We start from the raw sequence: 25,252 nt of genomic DNA on the forward strand, positions 1-25,252 counted from the left end.
ATCGCTCACACTCAGTCGGAGGTCACCGGCATGCACCGATCCACCCCCGCACCGCCGACCATCGTGCTCGTCCATGGGGCGTTCACCGATGCCTCGTCGTGGGCGGGGGTCGTCAGCCGCCTGCACACCGCCGGACTGCCCGTGCGCGCCGTGGCGAACCCGCTGCGTGGTCTGGCGCAGGACGCCGCGTACCTCGGAAGCGTGGTGCGGGAGATCGATGTCCCGGTCGTCCTGGTCGGCCACGACTACGGTGGCGCGGTCATCACACACGCCGCCACCGACGCCGACAACGTCGTGGCCTTGTGCTACGTCGCCGCGTTCGGCCTCGACGCGGGCGAGTGCGTCCTGGACATCGTGAACCGCTTCGCCCCCGCGCCGGGGGCCGACGCGACCTTCACCGCCGCCCTCCCCGCCCCGATTCCCGGCGGCCCGGACCGCGAGCTCTACATCCGTAAGGAACAGTTCCCGCAGGTGTACGCCGCCGACCTGCCGACCAGCGTCAAGGAGGTGCTGTCCGTGGCGCAACGCCCGATCGCCTGGACCGCGCTGACCAGTAGATCGGGCCCGCCGGCATGGGCCTCCAAGCCGTCCTGGTACGCCATCGCGACCGCCGACCGGATACTCAACCCCACCGCTCAGCGCTTCATGGCACAGCGCATGGCGGCCACCGAATACGCGCTGGACGGCTCACACGCCGTGGTGCTGTCGCAGCCCGACGCCGTGGTGGCGATGATCCGGGAAGCCGCCGAACAGGGCGATGACGGTGGCGCCACCGGGGGCCTGCCGATGTCGCTCTTCTGAAACATCCATGCCATCGGCCGGTCAGGGCCGCCCTGTAACATGCTTTCGAGCGGAAGATGCCGGTATGGGTCATCTTGACGGCGCCCTGGAGTCCGCCCACCCCCGCGATGCCGACTCCAGCCACAGACGTCACTCGGTAAAGGCATCAGAATGATCTCACCGGCCAGTCCGCCGGCGCGGCGGATCGCCGCCCTCCTGACCGGAACCATCATTCTGACAGCGGCCGCCACCGGGTGCGGTGGCGGAACCGGTGCCGGGTCCGCCACCGGCAAGGTGACCTCCATCACCGCGCTCGACTACTACACCGACGAACCCGAGCACACCCAGTGGGACGAGATGCTCACCGCCTGTGGCAAGACCGCCGGGGTGAAGGTCGAGCAGACGAGCGTTCCGGGGGCGTCGCTCATCCCCACGGTCCTGCGGCAGGCATCGTCGCGGACCCTTCCCGACCTGCTGATGCTGGACAACCCCGACCTTCAGCAGATCGCCCGGACCGGCGCGCTGACCCCTCTGGACCAGTACGGCATCGAACCCGGCGGCCTCGCCCCGGGCATCCTGTCGGCGGGCACATACGAGGGAAAGGTGTACGGACTGGCCCCCTACGTCAGCACGGTCGCCCTCTTCTACAACAAGGACATGCTCGCCAAGACCGGTGTCGCCGTACCGAGGACCTGGAGCGAACTGAAGACGGCCGCGGCCGAGCTGACCCGTCCCGGGCGCTACGGCATGGCGGTCGACGCGAACGCCACTTTCGAGGGCGCCTGGCAGTTCCTGCCCTTCCTGTGGTCCAACGGCGGGGACGAGAGGCGGCTGGACACCCCGCAGGCCGCGCAGGCACTCCAGCTGTGGGTCGACCTGGTGAAGAGCGGGTCCATGTCGAAGTCGGTGCTGAACTGGGCACAGGCCGATGTCCACGATCAGTTCGCCGCCGGAAGGACGGCCATGATGATCAATGGCCCCTGGCGGATACCCGCCCTGAACAAGGACAAGAACCTGCGCTGGGGGGTTGCCCCGGTCCCCGTCCCCCGGGCGGGGCGGACCCCGGTCACACCGCTCGGCGGTGAGGTGTGGACGGTCCCGCAGAGCTCTTCCAAGGCCCGGCAGAAGAAGGCCGCCCAGGTCCTCGCCTGCCTGAACAACTCCTCGAACATGCTCACCCTGGCCAGGCAGCACTTCACCGTGCCCTCCCGGACCGCGGTGGCCGCCCGGCGCGCCGAGCAGGTTCCGTCGATGGCTGCCTTCGTCACGAGCGTGGCAACGGCGCGCGCCCGCACCAGCGAGCTCGGCGTCAGGTGGCCCAAGGCGGCGACCGGGATATACACCGCGATCCAGTCCGCACTGACGGGCGAGCAGACACCGGAGGAAGCGCTCAGGCATGCGCAGCGGTACGCGACCGGTGACTGACCCGTCCCCGGCCCTGCCGAAGCCCCGCACCGGGCAGGACGACGGCGCCTTCGCCGCGGGGGACCGGGCCGCGGCCCGGTCCCGCTTTCGGGAGCGCACGGCCCAGTGGATGTTCCTCGTGCCCGTCGCGGCGTACCTGCTGCTGTTCTTCGGCTACCCGATCTTCAGGAACGTCGTGATGAGCTTCCAGCAGTACACGACCACGACGTTCTACACGGGCTCCGCGCCGTTCGCGGGGCTGCGGAACTACTCGGCGATCCTCTCGTCGGACCTGTTCTCCCAGGCCCTGCTGACCACCGTCCTGTTCACCGCCGGCTCGATCATCGGGCAGTTCGCGCTCGGCCTGGCCTTCGCCCTGTTCTTCCAGCGCCGCTTCCCGCTCGGCGGCGTTCTGCGCTCGCTCCTGCTGCTGCCGTGGCTGTTGCCGCTGGTCGTCTCCGGAACGACGTGGAAGTGGATGCTCGACCCCGACACGGGAGTCGTCAACGCGGCGCTGCGCGGCCTCCATCTCTCGTCGTCCGGCGTCCCCTGGCTCACCGGCACCTCCCAGGCGCTCGTGTCGGTGATCCTCATCAACATCTGGGTCGGAATCCCCTTCAACACCGCGATCCTGTACGGCGGCCTCCAGAACATCCCCACGCACCTGTACGAGGCGGCGAAGCTGGACGGCGCCGGCCCGGTGACGTCGTTCCGCCATATCACCTGGCCACTGCTGCGGCCCGTGGTGAGCGTGGTGCTGGTGCTGGGCGTGGTCTACACGGTCAAGATGCTGGACATCATCCTCGTGGTGACGGGCGGGGGACCGGCCGACGCCACGGAGACCATCGCCACGCGCTCCTACGAACTGTCCTTTCAGCAGTTCGAGTTCGGGCGCGGCGCCGCGATGAGCAATGTGCTCATCGTCATCTCGCTCGCCTTCGCCCTCGTCCACCTGCGCGCCGGCCGTCGCGCCCGCAACGTCTGAGAGGCGATTCCATGAAGCGCGCGCCGGGCCGTGGCCTGCCGTCCACCATCGTCGGGATCGCCCTGCTCGCCGTGATGCTGTTCCCCGTCTACTGGATGGTGAACGCCTCGCTCCAGCCGGCGGGCAACACACTCCAGGGAGGATGGTTCCCCGCCCATCCGGACCTCAGCGGATACGTCACGGCACTGCGCGACCAGGGAGGCAACCTCGTCACCAGCCTCGTCGTCAGCCTCGGCAGCGTGGCGCTCAGCCTCGGGCTCGCCGCGCCGGCGGCCTACGCGCTGGCCCACTTCCCCCTCCGGGGAACCAACCTCGTGGTCTTCGGCATCCTGATCACACAGATGGTGCCGGGCATCGCCATGGCCAACGCGCTCTACGGCGCCTACAACGACCTGGGACTCCTGAACTCCTACCTTGGACTGATCCTCGCCGACTCCACCGCCGGGGTCCCCTTCGCGATCATCATCATGCGTTCGTTCATGCGGAGCATTCCCCGGGAGATCCTCGAGGCCGCGCGGGTGGACGGCGCCGGCAGGCTGCGGGTCTTCCGCTCCGTGGTGCTCCCGCTGAGCACCAACGCATTGATCACCGCCGCCGTCTTCACCTTCCTCTTCACCTGGAGCGACTTCCTCTTCGCCCTCACACTGACCACCACGGACACCGTTCGGCCGATCACCCTGGGCATCTACCAGTACATCGGGGCCCACACGAACCAGTGGAACGCCATCATGGCCACGACAGTCATGGCGTCCGTCCCCGCCGCCGCACTGCTCGTCGTCGCCCAGCGCCATGTCACCGCCGGCGCCACCAGGGGAGCCGGCAAGTGAGGGCGGTCCCGCAGCCGTGATCTAGCGGATTCACGCGATGTGCCGCTCCCGGGCCGCTGGCACGGTGATTCAGCAGGCTCACCGGTAGAAGGACAGGGATCATGCTGCTGGATACATCGAGGCCGGAACATGTGCGGCTCGAACGAAGCGCCTCCGGCAGCTTCCACACCACCGATTCGCTGCCTGTCCCGCGCAGACGGTCGTACTGGCGTGAAGCCCTGTCCCAAACGTTCGGCGGCGTGGACATGACCGTCCCCGACGAGGTGTATTCCGGCACGATCCGTACGGCACCGCTCGGCCGACTTCAGGCCGTCACGGTGGACGGCGACTGCCTGTCCGCCCTGCGCACGCGCCGACTGGTCACGCAGGGCGGCAAAGACTACGTGGTCGTCAAACTGCTGGACAGGGGAGTCGCCCGACTGGAGCAGGACGGCCGTGAAGCGGTCCTCGGGCCGGGAGACATCTTCGTCTACGACATGACGCGCCCCCTCCGGCTGAATCTTCCCCAGTCCTTCCGGACGAAGTCCCTCGTCATACCGAGGGACGTGCTGGGCCTGAGCGAGTCCGATATGACACATGTCACGGCGTCCCCGCTCGGCCCCGACACGCCCCTCGGCAGTCTGCTCTCGCCCTTCCTGGCCGGACTCGTGGACGGCGCGGGAAACTACTCGCCGCGCACCAGCGAGCTGATGGCCCGCAACGTCGTGGACATGCTCGGCGCGCTGGCCGGAGAGATTCTCGGCCGATCGAACGAGGACACGCCCGGCGGGAACCGGGCACTGCTGCTGCGGATCCAGGCGTTCATCGACCGTCATCTCGCAGACCCCGATCTCACCCCGCAGTCCATCGCCCGCGCCCACCGCATATCCCTGCGCTATCTGCACAAGCTGTTCGAGAGCGAAGACGTCACGGTCGGCCGGTGGATCCAGCGGCGTCGGCTGGAGGAGTGCCGACGCGATCTGGCGCGCCGCGCGAGCAGCTCCACGATCGCCGCGGTGGCGCACCGCTGGGGTTTCACCAGCGCCGCGCATTTCAGCCGGGCTTTCCGGGCCGCCTACGGGATGGCTCCCCGCGAATGGCGCGACACCCAGGGCTTGCTGGCGTCGTAGCCCCCGCCGCGTCAGGACGGCGGCCGGGTCCAGTCCGGGTCGGCGGCCGAGAGGCGGTGGGTGGCCACGGAGGTGAGGCCGAGGAGCAGCAGGGCCAGGCTCAGGGTGAGCACGAGGTGGCCGTGCAGCACCAGCAGGGCTCCGGCGAGGGCGCCGAGGAACATCGCGAGCACGGACAGGATCCGGCGGCCGGGCCGTGGCGCCGCGCCGCCGGCCGGAGTGGAGTCCGCGGCCAGCCCCGTCAGGGTCAGGGTCAGTACGGTCGTGGTGAGGTCCGGGACACCGAGGCGCCGGGCGACCGCGTTCTGTAGCCCCATGCCGAGCCCCAGGAACACGATCAGCGTGTACTGGACGCCCGTGGTGACCCGGCCGTCCATGACCGCGGCGGCGGCCACGGTGACGGCGACGAGCACCGCCTGCACGGCGGTGGCCGTCTTCAACAGCTTTCCGCGGTGCGTCGCGAACCGGGTGCCGATCCTGCCCCCGGCGAGCGCGCCGGCGAGGAACGCCGCCAGGGAGACGAGAGAGGCGATCGCGGACAGGCCCGCGGCGCCCGCCAGAGCGAACCCCAGGAACACCACGTTGCCGGTCATGTTGGCGACGAACACATGCCCGAGTGCCAGATAGCTCACCGCGTCGACCAGACCCGTGACCACCGTCAGCGTCAGCATCAGGGGAGGCAGCGGGCCATGGCGATCCTGCCCGGACGGTGCGAGCGTGTGCATCGCGTCACTCAGCAGCCTGCGCATACTGCTTCCCTTCCCTCGCGGCGGGCGGGTGACGCGGCACCGTAACCACCACGACCAGGCCCGCCAGGAGCACACCGGCGACAAGCGCGGGTGCCGGAGACCAGGCGGCCGCCAGGACACCGACCGCGGCGAGGGGGAACGGAACCCGTTCGGCCAGGCTCCTCTGGTGTGGCCGCAGGTGCACGAGCCAGACCGTGATCAGGAAGATAGCCGCTGGAACCGTGACCGCGGCGCCGGCGGCAGCCGACGAGGACCCGGTGTGACGCGTGACGTGATCGGCGTACGCGGCCAGGCCGGCGCCCTCCGCGGTCGCCGAGGCGAAGATCAGGTAGTGGCCGTAGGCCCAGGGGAATCTCCTGCGGCGCGCCTGGTGCGTCGTCGCGAGCAGCGTATGCGCGGGGCGGGCGAAGTACAGCCACCACATGGCGTAGGCCATGAGCAGGCCGCCCGCCGCCAGCGCGTACAGCGAACCGGTGCCCTGATGCCGCTCGAAGGCGCCCCGGACGGCGACGGTGGCGGCCGCGACCGACTCGCCGAGGACGATGAGGGTGAACAGTTCGTAGCGCTCGGCGATGTGGTGCGGATGCCAGGGTGTCCTCCCGGCGGACTCCGCCCACACGGGAACGGACAGCTCGGCCACGATCATCACCACGATGCCCGGCAGCCGCGCCGGAGCGGGCACGAGAAGCAGCCCCAGCCAGCCGAGCTGGCACATCGTCACCCCTGCGGCGAAGCGCAGTGCGGTCCTCCGCCGGGCGGCATCGGACAGCGCGGCGCGCAGCCACAACGCGGCCAACGCCGTCCGCAGCACGACGTACCCGAGCGTGATGATGTGCAGATCGCCGTCTTCGAACGCGCGCCGGACACCGGCGGCGAGGATGAGCGATCCCGTGATCTGCACCAGCACCGTCAGCCGGTACGTGACGTCGTCCGGGTCGTAGGCGGAGGCGAACCAGGTGAAGTTCATCCACGCCCACCAGATGGTGAAGAACACCAGCGCGAAGCGCAGCGCGCCGCTGCCGTGCTCCCCTTCGGCGAACGCTTCATGCAGGCTCATGGACGCCTGCGCCACCGCGACGACGAAGCACAGGTCGAAGAAGAGCTCCAGCGAAGTGGCGGACCGATGAGGCTCGCCGGGATTGCGGCCCACCATGGTGCGCCACCGCCCGGCGCCCGGGTCCGCCTGCGTGGTCGGGGTGGCGTTCAGCGGAGGGCTCCCAGGGCCGCCTCGATCGTCCGGTGGAAGGTCGGATAGGTGTAGATCATGTGCTGGAGCCGCTCGACCGGTACCTCGGCATGGACGGCCACGTTCAGCCCGTACAGCACCTCGCCGCCCACCGGTCCCGCCGAGGTCGCCCCGACCAGCACGCCCCGGTCGGCGTCCTCGACGAGCTTGATGAACCCCTCGTTGCCCGGCCCGTGGATCCAGCCGCGCGTGGAGGAGGCGACGGCCACCACGCTGGTGCGCACGCGCAGCCCCCGTTCGCGCGCCTGGCGCTCCGTCAGCCCCACGGCCCCGATCTCCGGATCGGTGAACGTGACGCGGGGCAGCGCCCGGTAGTCGGCTTCGGGACCGGGCTGCCCGAGGATGTCCCGGACGGCGATACCGGCCTGGTACATCGACACATGGGTGAAGGCGCCCCGGCCGGCGATGTCGCCGACCGCCCACAGCCCCTCCCCGGCCCGCATCCGCCCGTCCGTGGGAACGGCTCCCGCTGCCGGATCGAGCCCCACCGAGTCGACCCCCAGCGGAGTCAGGTCGGCCACGCGTCCGGTGGCGACCAGAAGCCGTTCGGCACTCAGCGGCTGTTCACTGCCCTCGAGACGGACGGTGAACTCGGTGCCGTCATAGCTGACCCGCCGCGCCCGGGCGCCCGTGAGAACGGTGACACCGTCCGCGCGCAGCACCTCCGCGGCCAGCTTCCCCGCTTCCGGCTCCTCCTGCGACAGCAACTGGTCCTGTCCCTCGACCACGGTGACCGCGCAGTTGAAGCGGGCGAAGACCTGGGCGAGTTCGACGCCGATGGCGCCCCCGCCGAGCACCACCATGGAGGCCGGGAGCTCCTTGGCGGCCATGACGTCGCGGTTGGTCCAGTACGGCGTTTCCTCCAACCCCGGCACCGGGGGGATACGGGGCCGGGTACCGGTGGCCAGCACGACACCGCGCCGGGCCTCGAAGGTGCGGTCACCGACGGTCACCCGGCGCGGCCCGGCCAGGCGCCCCGTCCCCCGGACGAGCCGACCGCCCTTCGCCGCGAAGCGGTCCGCGGCCACCTGGTCGTTCCAGTCGTCGGTGGCCTCGTTCCGGATCCGTCCGGCGACTCTGGTCCAGTCGGGAGTCACCGCAGCCGCACCGGCGAGGGCGGGCACCCGGCCCGCCTCGGCGAGCAGGTTCCCGGCCCGGATCATCATCTTGCTGGGCACACAGGCCCAGTACGGACACTCGCCGCCGACGAGCCCCGCCTCGACCCCCACCACATCAAGTCCCGCTTCGGCCAGCGTGCCGGCGACGTGTTCACCGCCCGGCCCCAGCCCGACGACCACCACATCCGCCTGCTCGTTCACGCTCATGCCTCTCCTCGTTCCGCCGGCTCTCCGGGCATGGACCGTCCCGCTGACGCTAGGGCGCCCGGAGAACGGCCCGAGTCCGCCCGTGCACGGAGGCTTGCCCGAGAGTGAACGCCGAGGACAGGGACAGGGCACAGTGCGCTGGTGGGCACCACCGCATGCACTGCCGGTCAACACGGCCCCCGGCCGGGCACCTAGCGTCACCGGGGTACGCACCACACCGCACCGCAGGAGGCGGCCCATGACCACCAACTCGACATCCCCGCACGGCAGCCAGCCCTGGCTGCACCAGAAGGGCGAGGTGATCCAGGAGTTCGGAACCGTCAAGCAGTTCCCCGTCGCCCTGTCCTACGAGGCACGGATGTACTCCTGCCAGCGCCTGAACAAGGCCCTCGCGGACACGCAGATCCTCTACGGCCTCTACAAGAAGCACCACTGGCTGATGCGCGGCGCGACCTTCTACCAGCTGCACCTGGTCCTGGACAAGCACGCTGGTGAACAGCTCGAAATCATCGACACCATCGCCGAACGCGTCCAGTCGCTGGGCGGTGTCGCGGTGGGAGATCCCCGGCACGTCGCCGAGATCACCTCGATCCCGCGGCCCCCGGACGGGGTGGAGGAGGTGCCGGCCATGCTGTCCCGACTGCTGGAGGCCCACGAGACCATCCTCATCGACGCCCACGACGCCGCCGCCCGGACCGCCGAGGGCGGTGACGACGGCACCAACGATCTGCTGGTCTCCCAGGTGATCCGGACCGGCGAACGGCAGGCGTGGTTCCTCGCCGAGCATCTGGTCGACACCCCCCTGGTCCGCGCCTGAGAAATGGCACCTCCCACCCGGGCAGACGGGTTCCCCGGCCGGTGTAACGCTGCCTGACCTGCCGCGACGGGCTTCCGGGCGTCCCTTATATGATGGGGTTCGCCGCTCAGGCCTTTCGTCGTCGTGCCCGCATCACCGAGGGGTCGAGGTTGCCTACCATCAGGGATGTCGCCCAGCACGCAGGGGTCGCGCCGAGCACCGTCTCCTACGTGTTCAACGGCTCCCGGCCCATTTCCGATGAGACGCGCCGACGCGTGCAGGAGGCCGTGGACGCACTCGGGTATCACCCGCGGGCCAGCGCCCGGACCCTGCGCAGCAGCCGCACCCATGTGATCGCCCTCGCGCTGCCCCGCCCGGCCGGCCGGCGGAACGCCGTGGACGGCCCCTTCGCGATCGAGGTCAGCGACGCAGCCGTGAGACTCGGCTACGACCTGCTGCTCACCACGTCCCAGGACAAGGCCGAGGGGCTGCGCCGCGTGGCGCTGAGCGGCCTTGCCGATGCGGCGGTGCTGATGGCCGTCGACATGGAGGACGCCCGGATCGATGTCGTGCGGGAGCTGGAGTTTCCCGCCGCGCTCATCGGGCGGCCGGCCGACGAGGACGCCCTGCCGTGGACCGACCTGGACTGGGAAGAGGCCGCCGCCCTGGTGGTGCGCGAGCTGGCCGCCGCGGGACACCGCGAGATGGTGTACCTCGCCCCCACCGAGGCGGAAGTGGCGGCCAGGCGCAGTTACGCGCTCCGGGGTATCGCCGGTGCGACCCGCGGCGCCCGGAGCACCGGCGCCGCCGTCACGGTGGCCCATGCGGTGAACGATCCGGCCGGACTGGCCCGCCGGCTCCGGGCGCTGCTCGCGGAGCGGGCGGACGACGGGGCGGGCGGGCGGCCGACCGCGCTGATCGTGCAGCACCCCTCCGCGCATCACCACATCCTGACGTCCGTGGCCGATGCCGGGCTCCGTATACCCGAGGATCTCACCGTCGTGGTGATCGGCGCCCTGCCCGGTGACCCGGCCGGCCGTCGGCTGCCTCGTGTCGAACTGCCGGTGGAAACGCTGGCGGGCGAGGTGACCCGGCTCGCCGTGGCCGCCGCCACGGCGCTGCGCGAGACCGCCGAAGGGAACGCGGAGGCCGGTCCCCGGCTGCTCGCCGACACCGTCGGCCATCTTCTGATCGCTCCGGTCCTGCTGCCGGGGGACGCGCCGCTCACCGCCCCGCGGGCCTGAACTCCGCGAGCCTTCCCCGCGCGCCTGCCTCGCCGGATCCCGTGGGCCTGCCCGGCGCTGCCGTGGCTGTTTTCTTCTCCTGAGACTCTTGTCGCCATCGGACACATGCCTTTAACATCACTGCTGGCCACTTCGTCGAATCGATTCGATGGACGTTCCGGCACAATGAAGTGGCATGGGTGCTGTCCCCCGGAACGCCGATCTCGCACGACCTCCGTCTCCCCTTGCAGAGCCGTAGCACGAACTGAGAGACACCACATGCCATTGCTTCGCCGCCGCCCGCCGGCGCCGGTCCTGCTCCTGACCCTCGTTGTGGCCTCGGCCGGCCTCACCGGGTGCGCGCGCGGGGCCGACCCCGACACCATCACGGTGCTGAACTCCGCCACGGACCAGCATGAGCACGACCAACAGCAGAAGTTCTTCGACCGGTGTGCCAAGCCCCTCGGGGTGAAGGTGAAGCAGACCAGTGTTCCCGCCGCCCAGGTGGCGACCAAGGCGCTGCGGATGGCGTCGTCACACTCGATGACCGACATCCTGGAGCTGGACGGATCGGAGCTGCCGCAGTTCGCCGACGCCGGCGGCCTGGTGCCGCTGAAGACAGCGGGGGTGAGTGTGGACGGGCTCTCGCCGGGGGCCGTGAGCATGGGGAGTTTCCAGGGCACCGCGTACGGCATCGCCCGCTCGGTCAACACCCTGGCGCTGTTCTACAACACGGACGTGCTGAAGGAGGCGGGGGTGGCACCGCCCACCACGTGGGACGAGCTGAAGGTGGCGGCCAAGAAGCTCACCCGCGGCAAGACGTTCGGGATGGCCTTCAGCGCCACACCCGACGCGGACGGGGTGTACCAGTTCCTTCCCTTCTTCTGGTCCGCGGGCGGCGACGAGGCCCACATCGACAACGGCAAGGGCGAACAGGCGCTCAAGCTGTGGAAGGACCTGGTCACCGCCCGGTCCGCGTCAAGCGCCGTGGTCACCTGGAACCAGCAGGACGTCAACGATCAGTTCATCGCGGGCCGTACGGCCATGATGGTCAACGGCCCCTGGCAGGTTCCCGTGCTCAGCCAGCACAAGTCCCTGCACTGGGCGGTCACCACCATCCCGGTGCCCGTGGCCGGCAAGGCTCCGGTGGCGCCGATGGGCGGAACCGTGATGACCCTGCCCCGTACCGACGACACCGGGCGTCAGGCCACTGCCGCCAAGATCCTCAACTGCCTGAACAAGAGCCAGAACCAGGTGGGCTGGGGTGCGGGCGTGAACAACATCCCCACCAGGGACTCCGCCGCCGCCCAGTACAAGGCCGACAATCCGAAGCTCGCGGGCTTCGCCGACACGGTCGCCACCGCCCGTTCCCGTACCGCCAAGGTCGGCGCCCGGTGGCCGGCCGTCTCCAGCGCCCTGGCGGGCGCCTTCCAGTCTGTTCTGACCGGCGGCGCCTCGCCCGAAGCGGCGCTGAAGCGTGCCCAGTCGCAGGCCACGGCCGGCGGAGAGTGAGAGCCACCATGAGTACCACCACTGCCGCGCCCGCCAAGTCCGTGGTGGCGAGCCCCACCGTCCCCGGTCGGAGAGCGTCCCGCGCCACGCTGACGCGCTGGCTCTTCGTGGCGCCCGCCGTTCTCTACATGCTGGCCTTCTTCGGGTATCCGCTCGTACGCAACGTCGTCATGAGCTTCCAGCACTACACACCGCGTACCTTCTTCACCGGCGAGGCACCGTTCAACGGCCTCGACAACTGGACCGCGGTGTTCGGCAACGAGCTGTTCACCAAATCTCTCTGGCACACGGTCCTCTTCACGCTGGGCTCACTGCTCGGCCAGTTCGTGCTGGGCCTGGCGCTGGCCGTGTTCTTCTCCCGGCGCTTCCGGCTGTCCGGCTTCGCCCGCGCGGTGCTGCTGCTTCCGTGGCTCATCCCGATGGTCGTCTCCTCGGTCGTCTGGCGGAAACTGCTCGACCAGGACACCGGGGTGCTCAACACCCTGCTGATGAACCTGCACCTCACCTCGGAGCCGGTGCCCTGGCTGAGCAGTCCGAGCGTCGCCCTGCTGTCGGCGATCCTGGTCAACATCTGGGTCGGCATCCCGTTCAACATGGTGATCCTCTACGGCGGGCTCCAGGAGATCCCGCGTGAGATGTACGAGGCCGCCTCGCTCGACGGCGCCGGTCCCTGGCGTACGTTCCGCAGCATCACGCTGCCGCAGTTGCGGCCGGTGATCACGGTGGTCCTGGTCCTCGGTTTCATGTCGACGATCAAGATCCTGGACCTGATCCTCGCGCTGACTGGCGGCGGGCCGGCCGACTCCACCCAGACCCTGGGCACCGCCACCTACCAGCTCTCGTTCCAGCAGCTCGACTTCGGGCAGGGCGCCGTGGTCGGCAACGTCCTCATCCTCATCAGCGCGGTGTTCGCCGTGTTCTATCTCCGGGCCAACCGGTCCGACTTCGGTCAGGGGAAGTGATCGCCATGTCCGCCCGCACCCTGCGACGGGGCAGCAACACCGTCATCGCGCTGGTCGTTCTGCTCATCCTGCTCTTCCCTCTGTACTGGATGCTCAACATCGCCCTTCAGCCGGGCGAGAGTCTCGCCTCGACCAGCTGGTTCCCCACCTCGCCGGGCTGGTCGAACTTCGAGCGGGCGCTGGACAGCCAGGGCGGCTCGCTCGTGACCAGCCTGGTCGTCGCGCTCGGCGCGGTCGTGGTCTGTCTCGCGATGGCGGCGCCCGCCGCCTACGGCCTGGCCCAGCTCGGCCTGCGGGGCGGCCGGTCCATCGTGTTCGGCACCCTGATCACCCAGATGGTGCCCGGCATCGTGATAGCCAACGCGCTCTACAGCGCCTATGTCGACCTGAACCTGGTCAACTCGCTCCCCGGGCTGATCCTGGCCGACGCCTCGCTCGGGCTGCCGTTCTCCATCGTGCTGCTGAGGGCGTTCATGGTGTCGATCCCGAAAGAGATCGTGGAAGCGGCGATGGTCGACGGGGCGAACCGATTCACCGCCTTCGTCCGCATCGTGCTCCCGATCAGCCGTAACTCGCTGATCACGGCCGGGCTCTTCACCTTCCTCTTCGCCTGGTCCGACTTCATGTTCGCGCTGACGCTCAACACGACGGACGACGTCAAGCCGATCACCCTCAGCATGTACGAGTACATCGGCGCCCACGTCAGCGACTGGGGCGCGGTCATGGCCACGGCCGTGGTCTCCGCCATTCCGGCGGCGATCCTGCTGATACTGGCTCAGAAATACGTCGCCGCGGGAATCACCGGCGGCTCGGTCAAGTAGTACGCACCCCTCTCAAGACCCGGAAGGTCCGCAATACAGCATGAGCAGCACGTCACCTCACTCACCGGACACCGCGCGGTTCCCCGTCCTCCCACCCGGCTTCGTCTTCGGGACCGCGACCGCGAGCTACCAGATCGAGGGCGCGCACGACGAGGACGGCCGCGGACCGTCGATCTGGGACACCTTCAGCCACACTCCCGGCCGCACCCAGGGCGGTGCCACCGGTGACATCGCGTGCGACCACTACCACCGCTATCGGGAGGACGTCGAACTGCTGCGGCGCCTCGGTGTCGACTCCTACCGCTTCTCCGTGGCCTGGCCGCGGATCCAGCCGCAGGGCACAGGACCGGCCAATGCGAAGGGGCTGGACTTCTACGACCGGCTCACCGACGCGCTCCTCGAAGCCGGTGTCTCCCCGGCCGTCACGCTCTACCACTGGGACCTGCCGCAGGCGCTGGAGGACCGGGGCGGCTGGCGGGTCCGGGAGACCGCCGAAGCCTTCGCCGAGTACACCCGGCTGGTGGTGGAGCGACTGGGCGACCGGGTGGGCCGGTGGATCACCCTCAACGAGCCCTTCTGCTCCGCCTTCGTGGGATACGCGGAAGGACGACACGCTCCCGGCGCCCGCGAGGGCACCGGAGCCCTGGCCGCCGCGCACCACCTGCTGCTCGCCCATGGAAACGCGGTGCGGGTCCTGCGGGAGGCCGGCGCCTCCCAGGTCGGCATCACACTGAATCTCGACCGTATCCACGCGGCCAGTTCCTCCCCGGCCGACCTGGCCGCGCTGCGGCGCGCCGAGACGCTGCACAACGAGGTCTGGACGGAGCCTCTGTTCAACGGCCGGTACCCCACCGACGAGTCCGAAACCTGGGGCGAGGTGGCCGACGGCTCGTACCGCCACGACGGTGACCTGGACACCATCGGCACACCACTGGATTTCGTGGGGCTGAACTTCTACCGCCCGCTGACCGTCTCCGACGCACCGTACGCGGAGGCCGACGCGTCCCGGCGCACCGCCATGGACATCCGGGTCGCCGAGAGCGACCCGTACGGCACCCGGCACACCACCATGGGCTGGCCCGTCGTCCCCGAGGCCTTCACCGAGTTGCTGGTGGACCTGTCCGCGCGGTACCCGAACCTGCCGCCCGTCTACATCACGGAGAACGGTTCCGCCGAGGCCGACACCGTCTCGCCGGACGGAGCCGTGCGGGACACCGACCGGGTGGCGTACCTGCGCGACCATGTGGCGGCCGTGTCCGCCGCCATCGACGCGGGCGTGGACGTCCGCGGCTACTACTGCTGGTCGCTCCTGGACAACTTCGAGTGGGCCCGGGGCTACGGTCAGCGCTTCGGGATCGTACGGGTCGACAACGACACCCAGGAACGCACGCCCAAGGACAGTTACCACTGGTTCCGCGAGCTGATCACCGTCAACCGCGCGTCCACGCAGGAGCACTGAGATGAAGTTCACCGACGGCTACTGGCAGATGCGGCCGGGCGTGACGGCCCGCTATGCCACCTCCGTCGCCGACGTGGACGTCGCCGACGACCGTTTCACCCTCTACGCGCCGGTCACCCGGGTCCGGCACCGCGGCGACACGCTCAACGGCCCGCTGGTGACCGTGGAGGCGTGGTCACCCGCCGAGGGCATCATCGGTGTACGGGTGTGGCACCACGGCGGCACGCGCCCCCGCACCCCGGCGTTCCCCCTCACCACCGACCCGGACGGCGGTCATGCGAAGACCGCTCGCGAAGGCTCGACGGTCGAGCTCGTATCGGGCGCGCTGTCCCTCGAAGCCGACACCGAGGGTTCCTGCAATCTCAGGTTCGTCTCCGGCGGCAGGGTCATCACCTCGCTCGGCCCCCGCGACCTGGGCTTTGTCACCGACGCCGACGACCGCCACCACATGCTGGCGAAGATGTCGCTCGGCGTCGGCGAGACCGTGTACGGCCTCGGCGAGCGCTTCACCCCGTTCACCAAGAACGGCCAGAGTGTCGACATCTGGCAGGCCGACGGTGGCACCAGCAGTGAACAGGCCTACAAGAACGTGCCGTTCCACCTGAGCAGCGGTGGCTACGGTGTTTTCGTCAACCACCCGGGCAAGGTCTCCTACGAGATCGGCTCCGAGAACGTCGGCCGGGTCCAGTTCAGCGTCGAGGATCAGTCCCTCGAGTTCTTCGTCATCGCCGGACCAGCCCCGAAGGACGTGCTGCGCCGTTACACGGGTCTCACCGGCCGGCCCGCGCTGCCGCCGGACTGGTCGTTCGGGCTGTGGCTGTCGACCTCCTTCACCACCTCCTACGACGAGGAGACGGTGGCCCGGTTCGTGGCGGGCATGGCCGAGCGGGACATCCCGCTCAGCGTCTTCCACTTCGACTGCTTCTGGATGCGGGAGTACCAGTGGTCCGACTTCGTCTGGGACCCGGCGGTCTTCCCGGATCCCGAAGGGACGCTGTCCCGGTTGAGGGAGCGGGGGCTGCGCGTCTGCGTCTGGATCAATCCGTACATCGCGCAGAAGTCCCCCCTGTTCGCCGAGGGCATGGCAGCCGGCTATCTGCTGAAGCGGTCGAACGGTGACGTCTGGCAGTGGGACAAGTGGCAGGCCGGGATGGGCATGGTGGACTTCACCAATCCCGCCGCCCGCGCGTGGTACGCCGCCAAGCTGCGACACCTCCTCGGCCAGGGAGTGGACGCCTTCAAGACCGATTTCGGTGAGCGGGTGCCGACCGAGGACGTCGTCTGGTTCGACGGCTCGGACCCGGAGCGGATGCACAACTACTACACCCAGCTCTACAACGAGACGGTCTTCGACCTGCTGGTCGAGGAGCGCGGCGAGGGCGAGGCGGTGCTCTTCGCCCGCTCCGCCACCGCCGGCGGCCAGCGCATGCCGGTCCACTGGGGTGGCGACTGCGAGTCGACGTTCGAGGCGATGGCCGAGTCGCTGCGCGGCGGCCTGTCGCTCGGCCTGTCGGGCTTCGGCTTCTGGAGCCACGACATCGGTGGCTTCGAGGGCACCCCGCCGCCGGCCGTCTTCAAGCGGTGGGTGCAGTTCGGCCTGCTTTCCTCGCACAGTCGGCTGCACGGCAGCAAGTCCTACCGGGTGCCGTGGGACTACGGCGAGGAGGCGGTCGAGGTCACCCGTGACTTCACCCGGCTGAAGCACCGGCTGATGCCGTATCTCTTCCACGCGGCGGTCGAGGCCAAGGAGTCCGGCACGCCGGTGATGCGGGCCATGCTGCTGGAATTCCCCGAGGATCCGAGCACCCACTCGCTCGACCGTCAGTACATGCTCGGCGCGGATCTGCTGGTGGCCCCCGTCTTCAGCGAGGACGGCACGGTCGAGTACTACGTGCCGGAGGGCAGCTGGACCAATGTGATCACCGGCGAGCGGGTCAGCGGTCCGGGCTGGAGGCGCGAGCGGCACGGTTTCCGGACGCTGCCGCTGCTGGCCCGGCCGGGCTCGGTGGTCCCCTTCGGCGCGGTGGACGACAGCCCGCGATCCGACTGGGCGGACGGCGTGACACTCCATGTGTACCCGGGCGGGGCCGACGGCTCCGTGACCGTCACCACCATCCCCGCACGGTCGGGCTCCGCGGCCGCGGTCTTCACCGTCCGGCGTTCGGGCGGCGAGACGGTCATCGAGACCGAGAGTGAACTGCCCTGGAACGTCGTGGTCGTGGGGGCCACCCCGGCCGACGACGCCGGGGCGCACCCGGCCGGCGCACTGTACCCGGCCCCGCCCGGCACGCACCGCCTGGTCGTTCCGGCCGCCATGTGAGCACGGGCCGGGCCCGGCTGACAGAGCGGGCCCGGCCGTGATCGCGGAGGCCTCCGTGGCGCGGCGAGGGTGATGTCCAGCCGGCCGTCAGCGACCTGGAGTCGTGTCGCGGCCGGTTTGCCGTACCCGTGGGCGAGGGTGGGTGCGACGGACACGCTGCGCGCGGAGGATGGCGGAGGAATCTCATGGTCACCATCAGAGCGCTGCGGCGCTCGGCCGGGCTCCTCGCCGTCGGCCTCGTCCTGACCGCCTGCGGCTCCTCAGGGGGCAGCGACCCCGGGGAGCAGGCCGGGGACCCGTCGTTCGAGGGCCGGGGCGCCATCACGTTCGTTGCCGGCAAGGACACGACGGGCACCGTCCAGGCGGCGCTCGATCGCTGGAACAGGCTGCACCCCAAGGAGCAGGTCAGCTTCATCCAGCTGCCGACGGACGCCGACTCGCAGCGCCGGGAGATGGTCCAGAACGCGGAGACGAAGTCGGACGCCTACACGGTGCTCTCCCTCGATGTCGTGTGGACCTCGGAGTTCGCCGCCCACCGGTGGATCGAAAAGCTGCCCGAGAGTCAGTTTCCCCTGCGGAAGATGCTGAAGCCGGTGGTGGAGACGGCAGAGTATCGCGGCGCCCTGTACGCCGTGCCGTTCAGTTCGGACGGCGGTCTGCTGTACTACCGCGCCGATCTTCTGAAGAAGGCCGGCATCGCGGGGCCCCCGACGACCTGGTCGCGGATGAAGGCGGACTGCGCCAAGGTGAAGAAGCTGCCCGAGGCCAAGGACATGTCCTGCTACGCGGCGCAGTTCCGGAAGTACGAGGGCCTGACGGTGAACTTCTCCGAGGCCGTGCAGTCGGCCGGCGGTGTCGTGACCGACGCCGGCGGCAAGCCGGACGTCGACACCCCTGAGGCGAAGAAGGGCCTGGACTTCCTGGTCGGCTCCGTCAAGGACGGCACCATTCCCAAGGAGGCCCTCACCTACCAGGAGGAGGGCAGCCGTCGGGCGTTCCAGGCCGGGAAGCTGATCTTCCTGCGCAACTGGCCGTATGTGTACTCCCTGGCGCGGAAGAGCAATGTGGCGGGGAAGTTCGCGGTCGCGCCGCTGCCCGGTCTGAACGGGCCCGGCTCCTCCAGCCTGGGCGGGCACAACCTGGCCCTTTCCTCCTTCGCCAGGAACAAGGCCACGGCGATGGACTTCATGAAGTTCTTCACCAGCCAGGACAGCGCGAGAACGTTCCTCAAGGACGCCGCCTTCGCTCCGCCCTACGCGGCGCTGTACGACGACCCGTCGCTGACCAAGGAGTATCCGTACCTGCGCGTCCTCAAGCGGTCCATCGAGACCGCCGTGCCGCGTCCGCGGGTCGTGCGGTACGGCGAGGTGACCTCGGCCATCCAGCAGCAGGCATACGCCGCCCTGACCGGCGTCAAGAGCAGCGAGCAGGCGCTGAGGACCCTGCAACAGGACCTGCGGAAGTAGTACGGAGCTACGGCGCGGCGGGCCGTACCTGCTCGGCGCTCTCCAGGGGGTCCACCATGCGCATGACCTCGCCGGGCTCGTGCGGGGTGTGCTCCTCCATGGTGTAGAAACGCACCTCGTGGCCGTCAGGGTCATGCAGCGACGGCAGCACCCATCCGCGCAGGCCGCGCCAGACGCCGCCGTGCGGCTCACCAAGGGCCTCCAGACGAGCGGCGAGCGCCTCGATCGCGGCGCCGTCGGGCACCGCGATGGCGAAGTAGTCGAAGCCGGCGGCGGCCTCCGCCCGGTCCGGGGCGAGCCGCAGCGCCAGGTCCGGTCCGCCGGCCGGATGGCTCAGTACGATCTCGATCAGCACCCCCTTCTCGAGGAACTCGGCTGCCCGCTGGTAGCCGAGCGTGCGCCCGTACCAGGCCTCGGAGCGGGCGAGATCGCGTACCGGCAGCTTCAGGTGGTGGACGCCGACGAGGCTCGGGATGTCAGCTTCCGCGCTCATGGCTCACCTCGGGACGGGTCGGCTCGGCACTCGGGAGTCGAGATCGATCATGGCCAGCTTGCCCTTTTTCTCCGGCTTCCGCACCCGCTGCAATCTTCTTCGCCTCCGTCAGCAGGCTCCGCCGTTCGCAAAGTTGCCGCACACGTCTTGACCTACCCCGCACGCCAGCCGCAGAGTGCTCGGTAATGCGCATAGGTAATGCGCATTACCAGTGGCGCATTACCAATGGTTCAGCGGTGGCGAGAAGGAATCAAGCGTGGAGCAGTCGAGGAAACGGGCGAAGCCGGGACGGAATCCGGGCTCGGGCAGCCGTACGTCACGCCCGCGGCAGGCCGAAGTGGCCCAGCTCGCCGGAGTCTCGCAGGCCACGGTGTCGCTGGTGCTGTCGGCCCGCACGGACGGCAAGGCGGCGACGATCTCCGAGGAGACCCGGCAGCGCGTCCTCGACGCCGCCCGCAGCCTCGGGTACACGCACGACCCGGCCGCGCGGCGGCTGGCCGCCGCCCGCAACAACCTCCTCGGCGTCTTCAGCTTCACCGCGACGTTCCCGACGGACGTGCAGCACTCGTACTACCCGTTCCTCGTCGGCGTGGAGCAGGAGGCGGCCGCCCGCGGCTACGACCTGGTGCTGTTCACGGGGTCGAGCAGCGGCGGCGCGGGAGCGGCCGGGCCGGACGCGCTGAGCCGGGTGCGTCTGGCCGACGGCTGCCTCTTCCTCGGCCGCCACGCGCCGGGCGCCGAGCTCAAACGGCTCGTGGCCGACGGCTTCCCCGTGGTCCACCTCGGCCGCCGCGAGCAGGTGGAGGGGCCGGCCTGGGTCGGCGCCGACTATGTCAGCGCCAGCCGCGCCGTCGTGGAGCACCTGGCGTCCCTGGGGCACCGGCGCATCGTCCTGGTGCGCGAGGACGACGACGCCCCGGCGTCCGCGGACCGTCAGCGGGGCTTTCTCGAGGGGCTGGCGGCCGTCGGTGCCGAGGCGGGCCCGGAGGCGGTGCTGCGCTGCGCCGACCCGGCGGGCGAGGTGACGGCGGAGCGGGTGCGCGCGCTGGTCGCGGACGGGGTCACGGCGTTCGTCGCGGAGGAGACGGACACCGGCGCGGCCTGGCGCGCGCTGGACGCCGCCGTCCGGGAGGCGGGGCTCAGCTGCCCGGGGGACGTCTCGCTGGGGCTGCTCGGCGGCCCGCCGCCGGACATGGCCGCCGCGCCCGTACCCATGGGGTTCGACGTGCCCCGGCACCAGCTCGGCGCGGCCGCCGTCCGGCTCCTCGCCGCCCTGGTGGCCGGTGAGGAGGCCCATGAACCGCTGGTGGCCTGCGAGTTCCGCACCGGCGAGACGGCGGGCCCGTCCGGTCTGCGGCGGCCATGACACCCCCTGACGAACACTCGGACACGAGCACAAGGAGCACTGTGACAGCGGAAACGGACATCCTGATCGTCGGTGGCGGCCTCGGCGGGGTCGCCGCCGCGCTCGGCGCCTGCCGGGCGGGCCGACGTGTCGTGATGACCGAGGAGACGGACTGGATCGGCGGTCAGCTCACCGCGCAGGCGGTGCCGCCGGACGAGCACCCCTGGGTGGAGCAGTTCGGCACGACGGCGTCGTACCGGGCGCTGCGCGAGGGGATCCGGGCCTACTACCGGCAGTGGTACCCGCTGCGCGCCGAGGCGCTGGGGCTCGCGGAGCTGAACCCGGGAGCGGGCAGGGTCAGCAAGCTGTGCCACGAGCCGCGGGTGGCGCTCGCCGTTCTGGAGAGCCTGCTCGCCCCGTACCGGGCCGCGGGCCTGCTGACCGTCCTGACCGAGCACCGCGCCGTGTCCGCCGAGACGGACGGCGACCTGATCCGCGCGGTGACCGTGCGCGACCTGCGCGGCGGCGCTCTGACCACGGTCACCGCCCGGTACGTCGTCGACGCCACCGAGACCGGTGAACTGCTCGACCTCGCCGATGTGGAGCACGCCAACGGGGCCGAGGCGCAGGACGAGTTCGGCGAGCCGCACGCCCCCGCCGAGGCGCGGCCCGACAACCAGCAGGGCATCACCGTGTGCTTCGCGCTCTCCCACCACGAGGGCGAGGACCACACCGTGGACCGGCCCGAGGACTACGACTTCTGGCGTGCCTACCGGCCCGACTTCTGGCCGGGTCCGCTGCTCGGCTTCGAGGCGCCCGACCCGCGCACCCTGGAGCCCGTGGCCCGCACCTTCGTGCCCAACCCGGACCTCGACCCGCTGGCCGTCAGCGCCGACCAGAGCGCCGACGCCGGGGACAAGGAGCTGTGGGGGTTCCGCCGGATCCTCGCCCGCAAGCTGCACCGGCCGGGCGCCTTCGGCTCGGACATCACCCTCGTCAACTGGCCGCTGAACGACTACTGGCTGAAGCCCTACGTCGGGCAGGAGGCCGAAGCCCTGCGCGAGGCACGCCAGTTGTCGCTGTCGGTGCTGTACTGGCTTCAGACGGAGGCGCCGCGCGCGGACGGCGGCACCGGCTTCCCGGGGCTGCGGATCCGCCCGGACGTCACCGGCACCGCGGACGGTCTGGCCAAGGCGGCCTACGTGCGCGAGTCGCGGCGCATCAAGGCGGTGACCACGGTCGTCGAGCAGGACGTCGCGATCGACCTGGTCGGCCCGTACGGCGGGACCCGCTACCGCGACTCGGTCGGGGTGGGCGGTTACCGCATCGACCTGCACCCCTCCACGGGCGGCGACACCTACATCGACGTCGGCTCCGTGCCGTTCGAGATCCCGCTCGGCGCGCTGGTGCCGCGCCGGGTGCGGAACCTGCTGCCCGCCGGGAAGAACATCGGCACCACCCACATCACCAACGGCTGCTACCGGCTGCACCCGGTCGAGTGGAACGTCGGCGAGGTCGCGGGCGCGCTCGCCGCGCACTGTCTGGACGAGGGCGTGGAGCCCCACCAGGTGCAGGCCGACGACAAGCGGTTCGAGGAGTTCGGCCGCCTCCTGGACCGGGCGGGTGTGCAGCGCCGCTGGCCCGACGTCCGCGGCTACTGACCCCGTCCGACAGCTCGTCCACGCTCTTCCGGCCCCCCACGTCATCGACCACGCAAGCACGTCAACACACAAGGAGGTGCCCGCCATGACACCAGACCGCCGCATCCGCGTCGGCATCGACGTGGGTGGCACGTTCACCGATGCCGTGGCGGTGGACGCCGCCACGCTCACGCTGGTGGGCCAGGTGAAGGTGCCCACCAGCCACCACCACGAGGACGGCGTCGCCCACGGCATCGTCCAGGCGCTCGAACAGCTCCTGGCGAAGGTCGACCGGACGGCGGACGACGTGGTGTTCCTGGCACACGGCACGACCCAGGCCACCAACGCCCTGCTGGAGGGCGACGTGGCCACGGTCGGGCTGATCGGGATCGGCGGCGGGCCCGGCGCGGTGATCACCCGGCGGCTCGCCGCCTTCGGCAAGCTCGAACTCACCCCCGGCAAACGGCTTCCGCTGGCGTACGCCCACGTGGCCGACTCGTCCCAGGAGGCCGAGGTGCGCGCGGCCGTGGAGCGGGTGCGCGCCGAGGGAGCCGAGGTGCTCGTCGCCACGGAGCCGTTCGGCGTGGACCGGCCCGAGGGCGAGCAGGCCGTGCTCGACGCGGCTCGGTCCACGGGGCTGCCGCTGGCCGCCGCCCACGAGATCACCTCGATGTACGGGCTGCACAAGCGGACCCGGACGGCGGTGGTGAACGCCGCGATCCTGCCGCGGATGCTGGCGACGGCCGATCTGGTGGACGCGTCCATCACGAAGGCCGGGGTGACCGCGCCGCTGATGGTGATGCGCTGCGACGGCGGTGTGATGTCGCTGGACGAGATGCGCCGGCGTCCGCTGCTGACGATCCTGTCGGGCCCGGCGGCGGGCGTCGCCGGGGCGCTGATGCAGGAGCGGATCAGCGAGGGCGTTTTCCTGGAGACGGGCGGCACCTCGACCGACATCAGCGTGGTGCGGCGGGGAAGGGTGGCGGTGCGCCACGCGACGATCCTCGGCAGGACCTCCTACCTGAGCGCCCTCGACGTCCGCACGGTCGGGGTCGGCGGCGGTTCCATGGTGCGGGTCTCCCAGGGTCGGGTGGTCGGCGTCGGTCCGCGCAGCGCGCACATCGCCGGCCTGCCCTACGCCTGCTTCGCCTCGCTCGACGATCTGCGGGACGCCCGGGTGGCGACGATCCGGCCGATGGCAGGTGACCCGGACGACTATCTGGTCCTCGACGCGGCGGGCGGCCGGTTCGCGGTGACGATGACATGCGCGGCGAACGCGCTCGGGCGGGTGGGGGAGGAGGACTTCGCGCGCAGCGACCAGAAGGTCGCGCGGGCCGCCCTCGCCCCGCTGGCCGCCGCCCTCGGCACGGACGTGGCCGGTGCGGCCCGGGCGGTGCTCGACGCGGGGACGGAGCAGGTCAGGTCGGTGGTGGACACCATGATCCGCGACTACCGCCTGGACCGGGACACGGTACTCGTCGTCGGCGGGGGCGGTGGCGCGGCGGCGGTGACCCCGCACCTCGCCGCCTCCGCCGGGCTCGAGGGGCGCATCGCCCGGCACAGCGAGGTGATCAGCCCCGTCGGAGTGGCGCTCGCGCTGGTGCGCGAGCAGGTCGAGCGCATCGTGCCCGGCGCCACCCAGGAGCAGATCCTCGCGGTGCGCGCCGAGGCCGAGCGGGCCGTCGTCGCCCAGGGCGCCGCCGCCGACGGCGTCGAGGTGGAGGTGACCGTCGACCCGCAGACCAACACCGTGCGGGCGGTCGCGACGGGCGCCACCGAGCTGCGCACCCAGGACCGGGCGCACCGCGCCGACGCCGACGAGCGGCTGCGCGCTGCCGCCACCAGCCTCAAAACACCGGAGACACGTGTGCGGACGCTGGCCGGTACGGACGCGTACACGGTGTACGGCACCGAGGTGCGGCGCCGGTTGCGGGCGGACCGCCACCCGGTGCGGGTGGTGGACGCGGACGGTGTGGTGCGACTCGGCGCGGCCGACGCGCGGGTGGAGGTCATGACGGTGGGAAGCTCCGGCGAGGCGCTTGCCGCGCTGGTCCGCGACGCGACCTCCTACGGCGACGGAGGCGTACGGGCCCCGGCCGTGCGGCTTCTGGTGGGCGGCCGGATCGCGGACCTCTCCGGTGTCCTGGAGCCCGAGGCGCTGCTGGCCCTGGCCCGCACCGAGCTGCGTCCGCGCGGCGCCGAGGAGCCGGTCGTCGCCGTCGTGGAGTCGCGGACATGAGCGATGACCACGATGTGGACCTCGCGGTACGGCTGCTCGGGGGGACACCCACGCACGAGGGCCGCGATCCCGCGCTGCTGCGCCACTGGGCGGTGACGGCCACGGAGTTCGGCCGCCGGATGACCCCGCGGACCCCGGCCGTACGGGTCGTGGAGCGGGGCGGCGGACTGGAGGCCGGGCTGCTGGCCCGGTACCGGTCCCGGCCGCCGGTGGTCGAGGTGTACGTCGACACCGTCGAGCGGGCCGAGCGGCTGGTCGCCGAGCGCGGCTGGCGGGACTGGTACCCCGCGGGGTCGGTGCGCGCGGCGGCGCTCGCCCACGAGCGCGCACACGCCTGGCTCCACCACGCCGCGGTGCGCGCCGAGTTCAAGCGGGCGCTGGGCCACACGGCACTGCGGCTCGGGCGGCGCCGCCTGTACGCGTACGTCGCGGGCGCGGACGAGATCGCCGCGCACGCCTACGCCCACGCCGCCTGCGGCCTGGGCCGCAGCCCCCTGCTGCTCACGGAGGCGCTGGCCGCCGCCGTGTCCTGTGAAAGCGAGAACTGATCG

At 70.8% G+C, this 25,252-nt stretch carries 21 protein-coding genes; 17 read left to right on the forward strand and 4 right to left on the reverse strand.

Annotation, left to right across the window (positions count from 1 at the left end; genetic code table 11):
* Positions 1-30: 30 nt before the first annotated feature.
* The 5 genes from ABTY62_RS00250 to ABTY62_RS00270 all read left to right on the forward strand — a co-directional run bounded on the left by ABTY62_RS00250 (position 31) and on the right by ABTY62_RS00270 (position 5,105).
* On the forward strand, positions 31-801 hold the full coding sequence (locus tag ABTY62_RS00250; protein ID WP_352127048.1) for an alpha/beta fold hydrolase: 771 nt from the start codon (positions 31-33) through the stop codon (positions 799-801).
* A gap of 150 nt (positions 802-951) precedes the next feature.
* Positions 952-2,205, forward strand: coding sequence for a sugar ABC transporter substrate-binding protein (locus ABTY62_RS00255; RefSeq protein ID WP_352127049.1), 1,254 nt, complete (start codon positions 952-954; stop codon positions 2,203-2,205).
* 109 nt (positions 2,206-2,314) lie between these two features.
* Complete coding sequence (locus ABTY62_RS00260) at positions 2,315-3,169, forward strand: carbohydrate ABC transporter permease (RefSeq protein ID WP_502997383.1); 855 nt, start codon at positions 2,315-2,317, stop codon at positions 3,167-3,169.
* Positions 3,170-3,180: 11 nt separating this feature from the next.
* Complete coding sequence (locus tag ABTY62_RS00265; protein ID WP_352127051.1) at positions 3,181-3,996, forward strand: carbohydrate ABC transporter permease; 816 nt, start codon at positions 3,181-3,183, stop codon at positions 3,994-3,996.
* A 101-nt stretch (positions 3,997-4,097) separates the two neighbouring features.
* Positions 4,098-5,105 (forward strand): AraC-like ligand-binding domain-containing protein, encoded by a 1,008-nt coding sequence (locus ABTY62_RS00270; protein ID WP_352127052.1) that lies wholly within the window; start codon positions 4,098-4,100, stop codon positions 5,103-5,105.
* 11 nt (positions 5,106-5,116) lie between these two features.
* Here the strand turns inward: ABTY62_RS00270 and ABTY62_RS00275 are convergent, their stop codons facing one another.
* From ABTY62_RS00275 to ABTY62_RS00285, 3 genes are read right to left on the reverse strand one after another with little or no spacing between them, the layout of a single operon-like run.
* A complete protein-coding gene (locus tag ABTY62_RS00275; protein WP_352127053.1) occupies positions 5,117-5,854 on the reverse strand; it encodes a YoaK family protein in 738 nt (245 codons plus the stop codon).
* Positions 5,835-7,007 carry a low temperature requirement protein A gene (locus ABTY62_RS00280; RefSeq protein WP_352127054.1) on the reverse strand — a complete coding sequence of 391 codons (1,173 nt, stop codon included), beginning with the start codon at positions 7,005-7,007 and terminating at the stop codon, positions 5,835-5,837. Before ABTY62_RS00280 ends, ABTY62_RS00275 begins: the two co-directional genes overlap by 20 nt.
* Before the next feature lie 50 nt (positions 7,008-7,057).
* Positions 7,058-8,425: a dihydrolipoyl dehydrogenase family protein gene (locus ABTY62_RS00285; RefSeq protein ID WP_352127055.1), complete on the reverse strand. Its 1,368-nt coding sequence runs from the start codon at positions 8,423-8,425 to the stop codon at positions 7,058-7,060.
* A gap of 238 nt (positions 8,426-8,663) precedes the next feature.
* On the opposite strand from ABTY62_RS00285, the gene ABTY62_RS00290 reads away from it, so the two are divergent.
* From ABTY62_RS00290 to ABTY62_RS00325, 8 genes are all read left to right on the forward strand, one after another.
* Entirely contained in the window at positions 8,664-9,242 is a 579-nt protein-coding gene (locus tag ABTY62_RS00290) for a Dps family protein (RefSeq protein ID WP_352127056.1), read from the forward strand.
* Between the two features lie 149 nt (positions 9,243-9,391).
* Positions 9,392-10,465, forward strand: coding sequence for a LacI family DNA-binding transcriptional regulator (locus tag ABTY62_RS00295; RefSeq protein WP_352127057.1), 1,074 nt, complete (start codon positions 9,392-9,394; stop codon positions 10,463-10,465).
* A gap of 258 nt (positions 10,466-10,723) precedes the next feature.
* Entirely contained in the window at positions 10,724-11,956 is a 1,233-nt protein-coding gene (locus tag ABTY62_RS00300; RefSeq protein WP_352127058.1) for a sugar ABC transporter substrate-binding protein, read from the forward strand.
* An 8-nt stretch (positions 11,957-11,964) separates the two neighbouring features.
* Complete coding sequence (locus ABTY62_RS00305; protein WP_352127059.1) at positions 11,965-12,918, forward strand: carbohydrate ABC transporter permease; 954 nt, start codon at positions 11,965-11,967, stop codon at positions 12,916-12,918.
* Positions 12,919-12,923: 5 nt separating this feature from the next.
* The gene (locus ABTY62_RS00310) at positions 12,924-13,739 is read left to right on the forward strand and encodes a carbohydrate ABC transporter permease (RefSeq protein ID WP_352127060.1); all 816 of its coding nucleotides are present in this window, start codon (positions 12,924-12,926) and stop codon (positions 13,737-13,739) included.
* A 40-nt stretch (positions 13,740-13,779) separates the two neighbouring features.
* Positions 13,780-15,198 (forward strand): GH1 family beta-glucosidase, encoded by a 1,419-nt coding sequence (locus tag ABTY62_RS00315; protein WP_352127061.1) that lies wholly within the window; start codon positions 13,780-13,782, stop codon positions 15,196-15,198.
* Position 15,199: 1 nt separating this feature from the next.
* Entirely contained in the window at positions 15,200-17,518 is a 2,319-nt protein-coding gene (yicI, locus tag ABTY62_RS00320) for an alpha-xylosidase (RefSeq protein ID WP_352127062.1), read from the forward strand.
* Between the two features lie 185 nt (positions 17,519-17,703).
* Positions 17,704-18,984, forward strand: a complete 1,281-nt coding sequence (locus ABTY62_RS00325; protein ID WP_352127063.1) for an ABC transporter substrate-binding protein — start codon at positions 17,704-17,706, stop codon at positions 18,982-18,984.
* Positions 18,985-18,991: 7 nt separating this feature from the next.
* On the opposite strand, the gene ABTY62_RS00330 is transcribed toward ABTY62_RS00325, so the two are convergent.
* Entirely contained in the window at positions 18,992-19,477 is a 486-nt protein-coding gene (locus tag ABTY62_RS00330) for a VOC family protein (RefSeq protein ID WP_352127064.1), read from the reverse strand.
* Between the two features lie 256 nt (positions 19,478-19,733).
* On the opposite strand from ABTY62_RS00330, the gene ABTY62_RS00335 reads away from it, so the two are divergent.
* The 4 genes from ABTY62_RS00335 (at position 19,734) to ABTY62_RS00350 (ending at position 25,249) form a co-directional block, all read left to right on the forward strand.
* Entirely contained in the window at positions 19,734-20,843 is a 1,110-nt protein-coding gene (locus ABTY62_RS00335; protein WP_352127065.1) for a LacI family DNA-binding transcriptional regulator, read from the forward strand.
* Positions 20,844-20,884: 41 nt separating this feature from the next.
* A complete protein-coding gene (locus ABTY62_RS00340) occupies positions 20,885-22,483 on the forward strand; it encodes an FAD-dependent oxidoreductase (protein ID WP_352127066.1) in 1,599 nt (532 codons plus the stop codon).
* Positions 22,484-22,568: 85 nt separating this feature from the next.
* Positions 22,569-24,701 (forward strand): hydantoinase/oxoprolinase family protein, encoded by a 2,133-nt coding sequence (locus tag ABTY62_RS00345; RefSeq protein ID WP_352127067.1) that lies wholly within the window; start codon positions 22,569-22,571, stop codon positions 24,699-24,701.
* Positions 24,698-25,249: a hypothetical protein gene (locus ABTY62_RS00350; RefSeq protein WP_352127068.1), complete on the forward strand. Its 552-nt coding sequence runs from the start codon at positions 24,698-24,700 to the stop codon at positions 25,247-25,249. The genes ABTY62_RS00345 and ABTY62_RS00350 overlap by 4 nt, the downstream gene beginning before the upstream one ends.
* Positions 25,250-25,252: the final 3 nt, after the last annotated feature.

Source organism: Streptomyces sp. NPDC097640, from assembly GCF_040302705.1.
Taxonomy (GTDB): Bacteria; Actinomycetota; Actinomycetes; order Streptomycetales; family Streptomycetaceae; genus Streptomyces.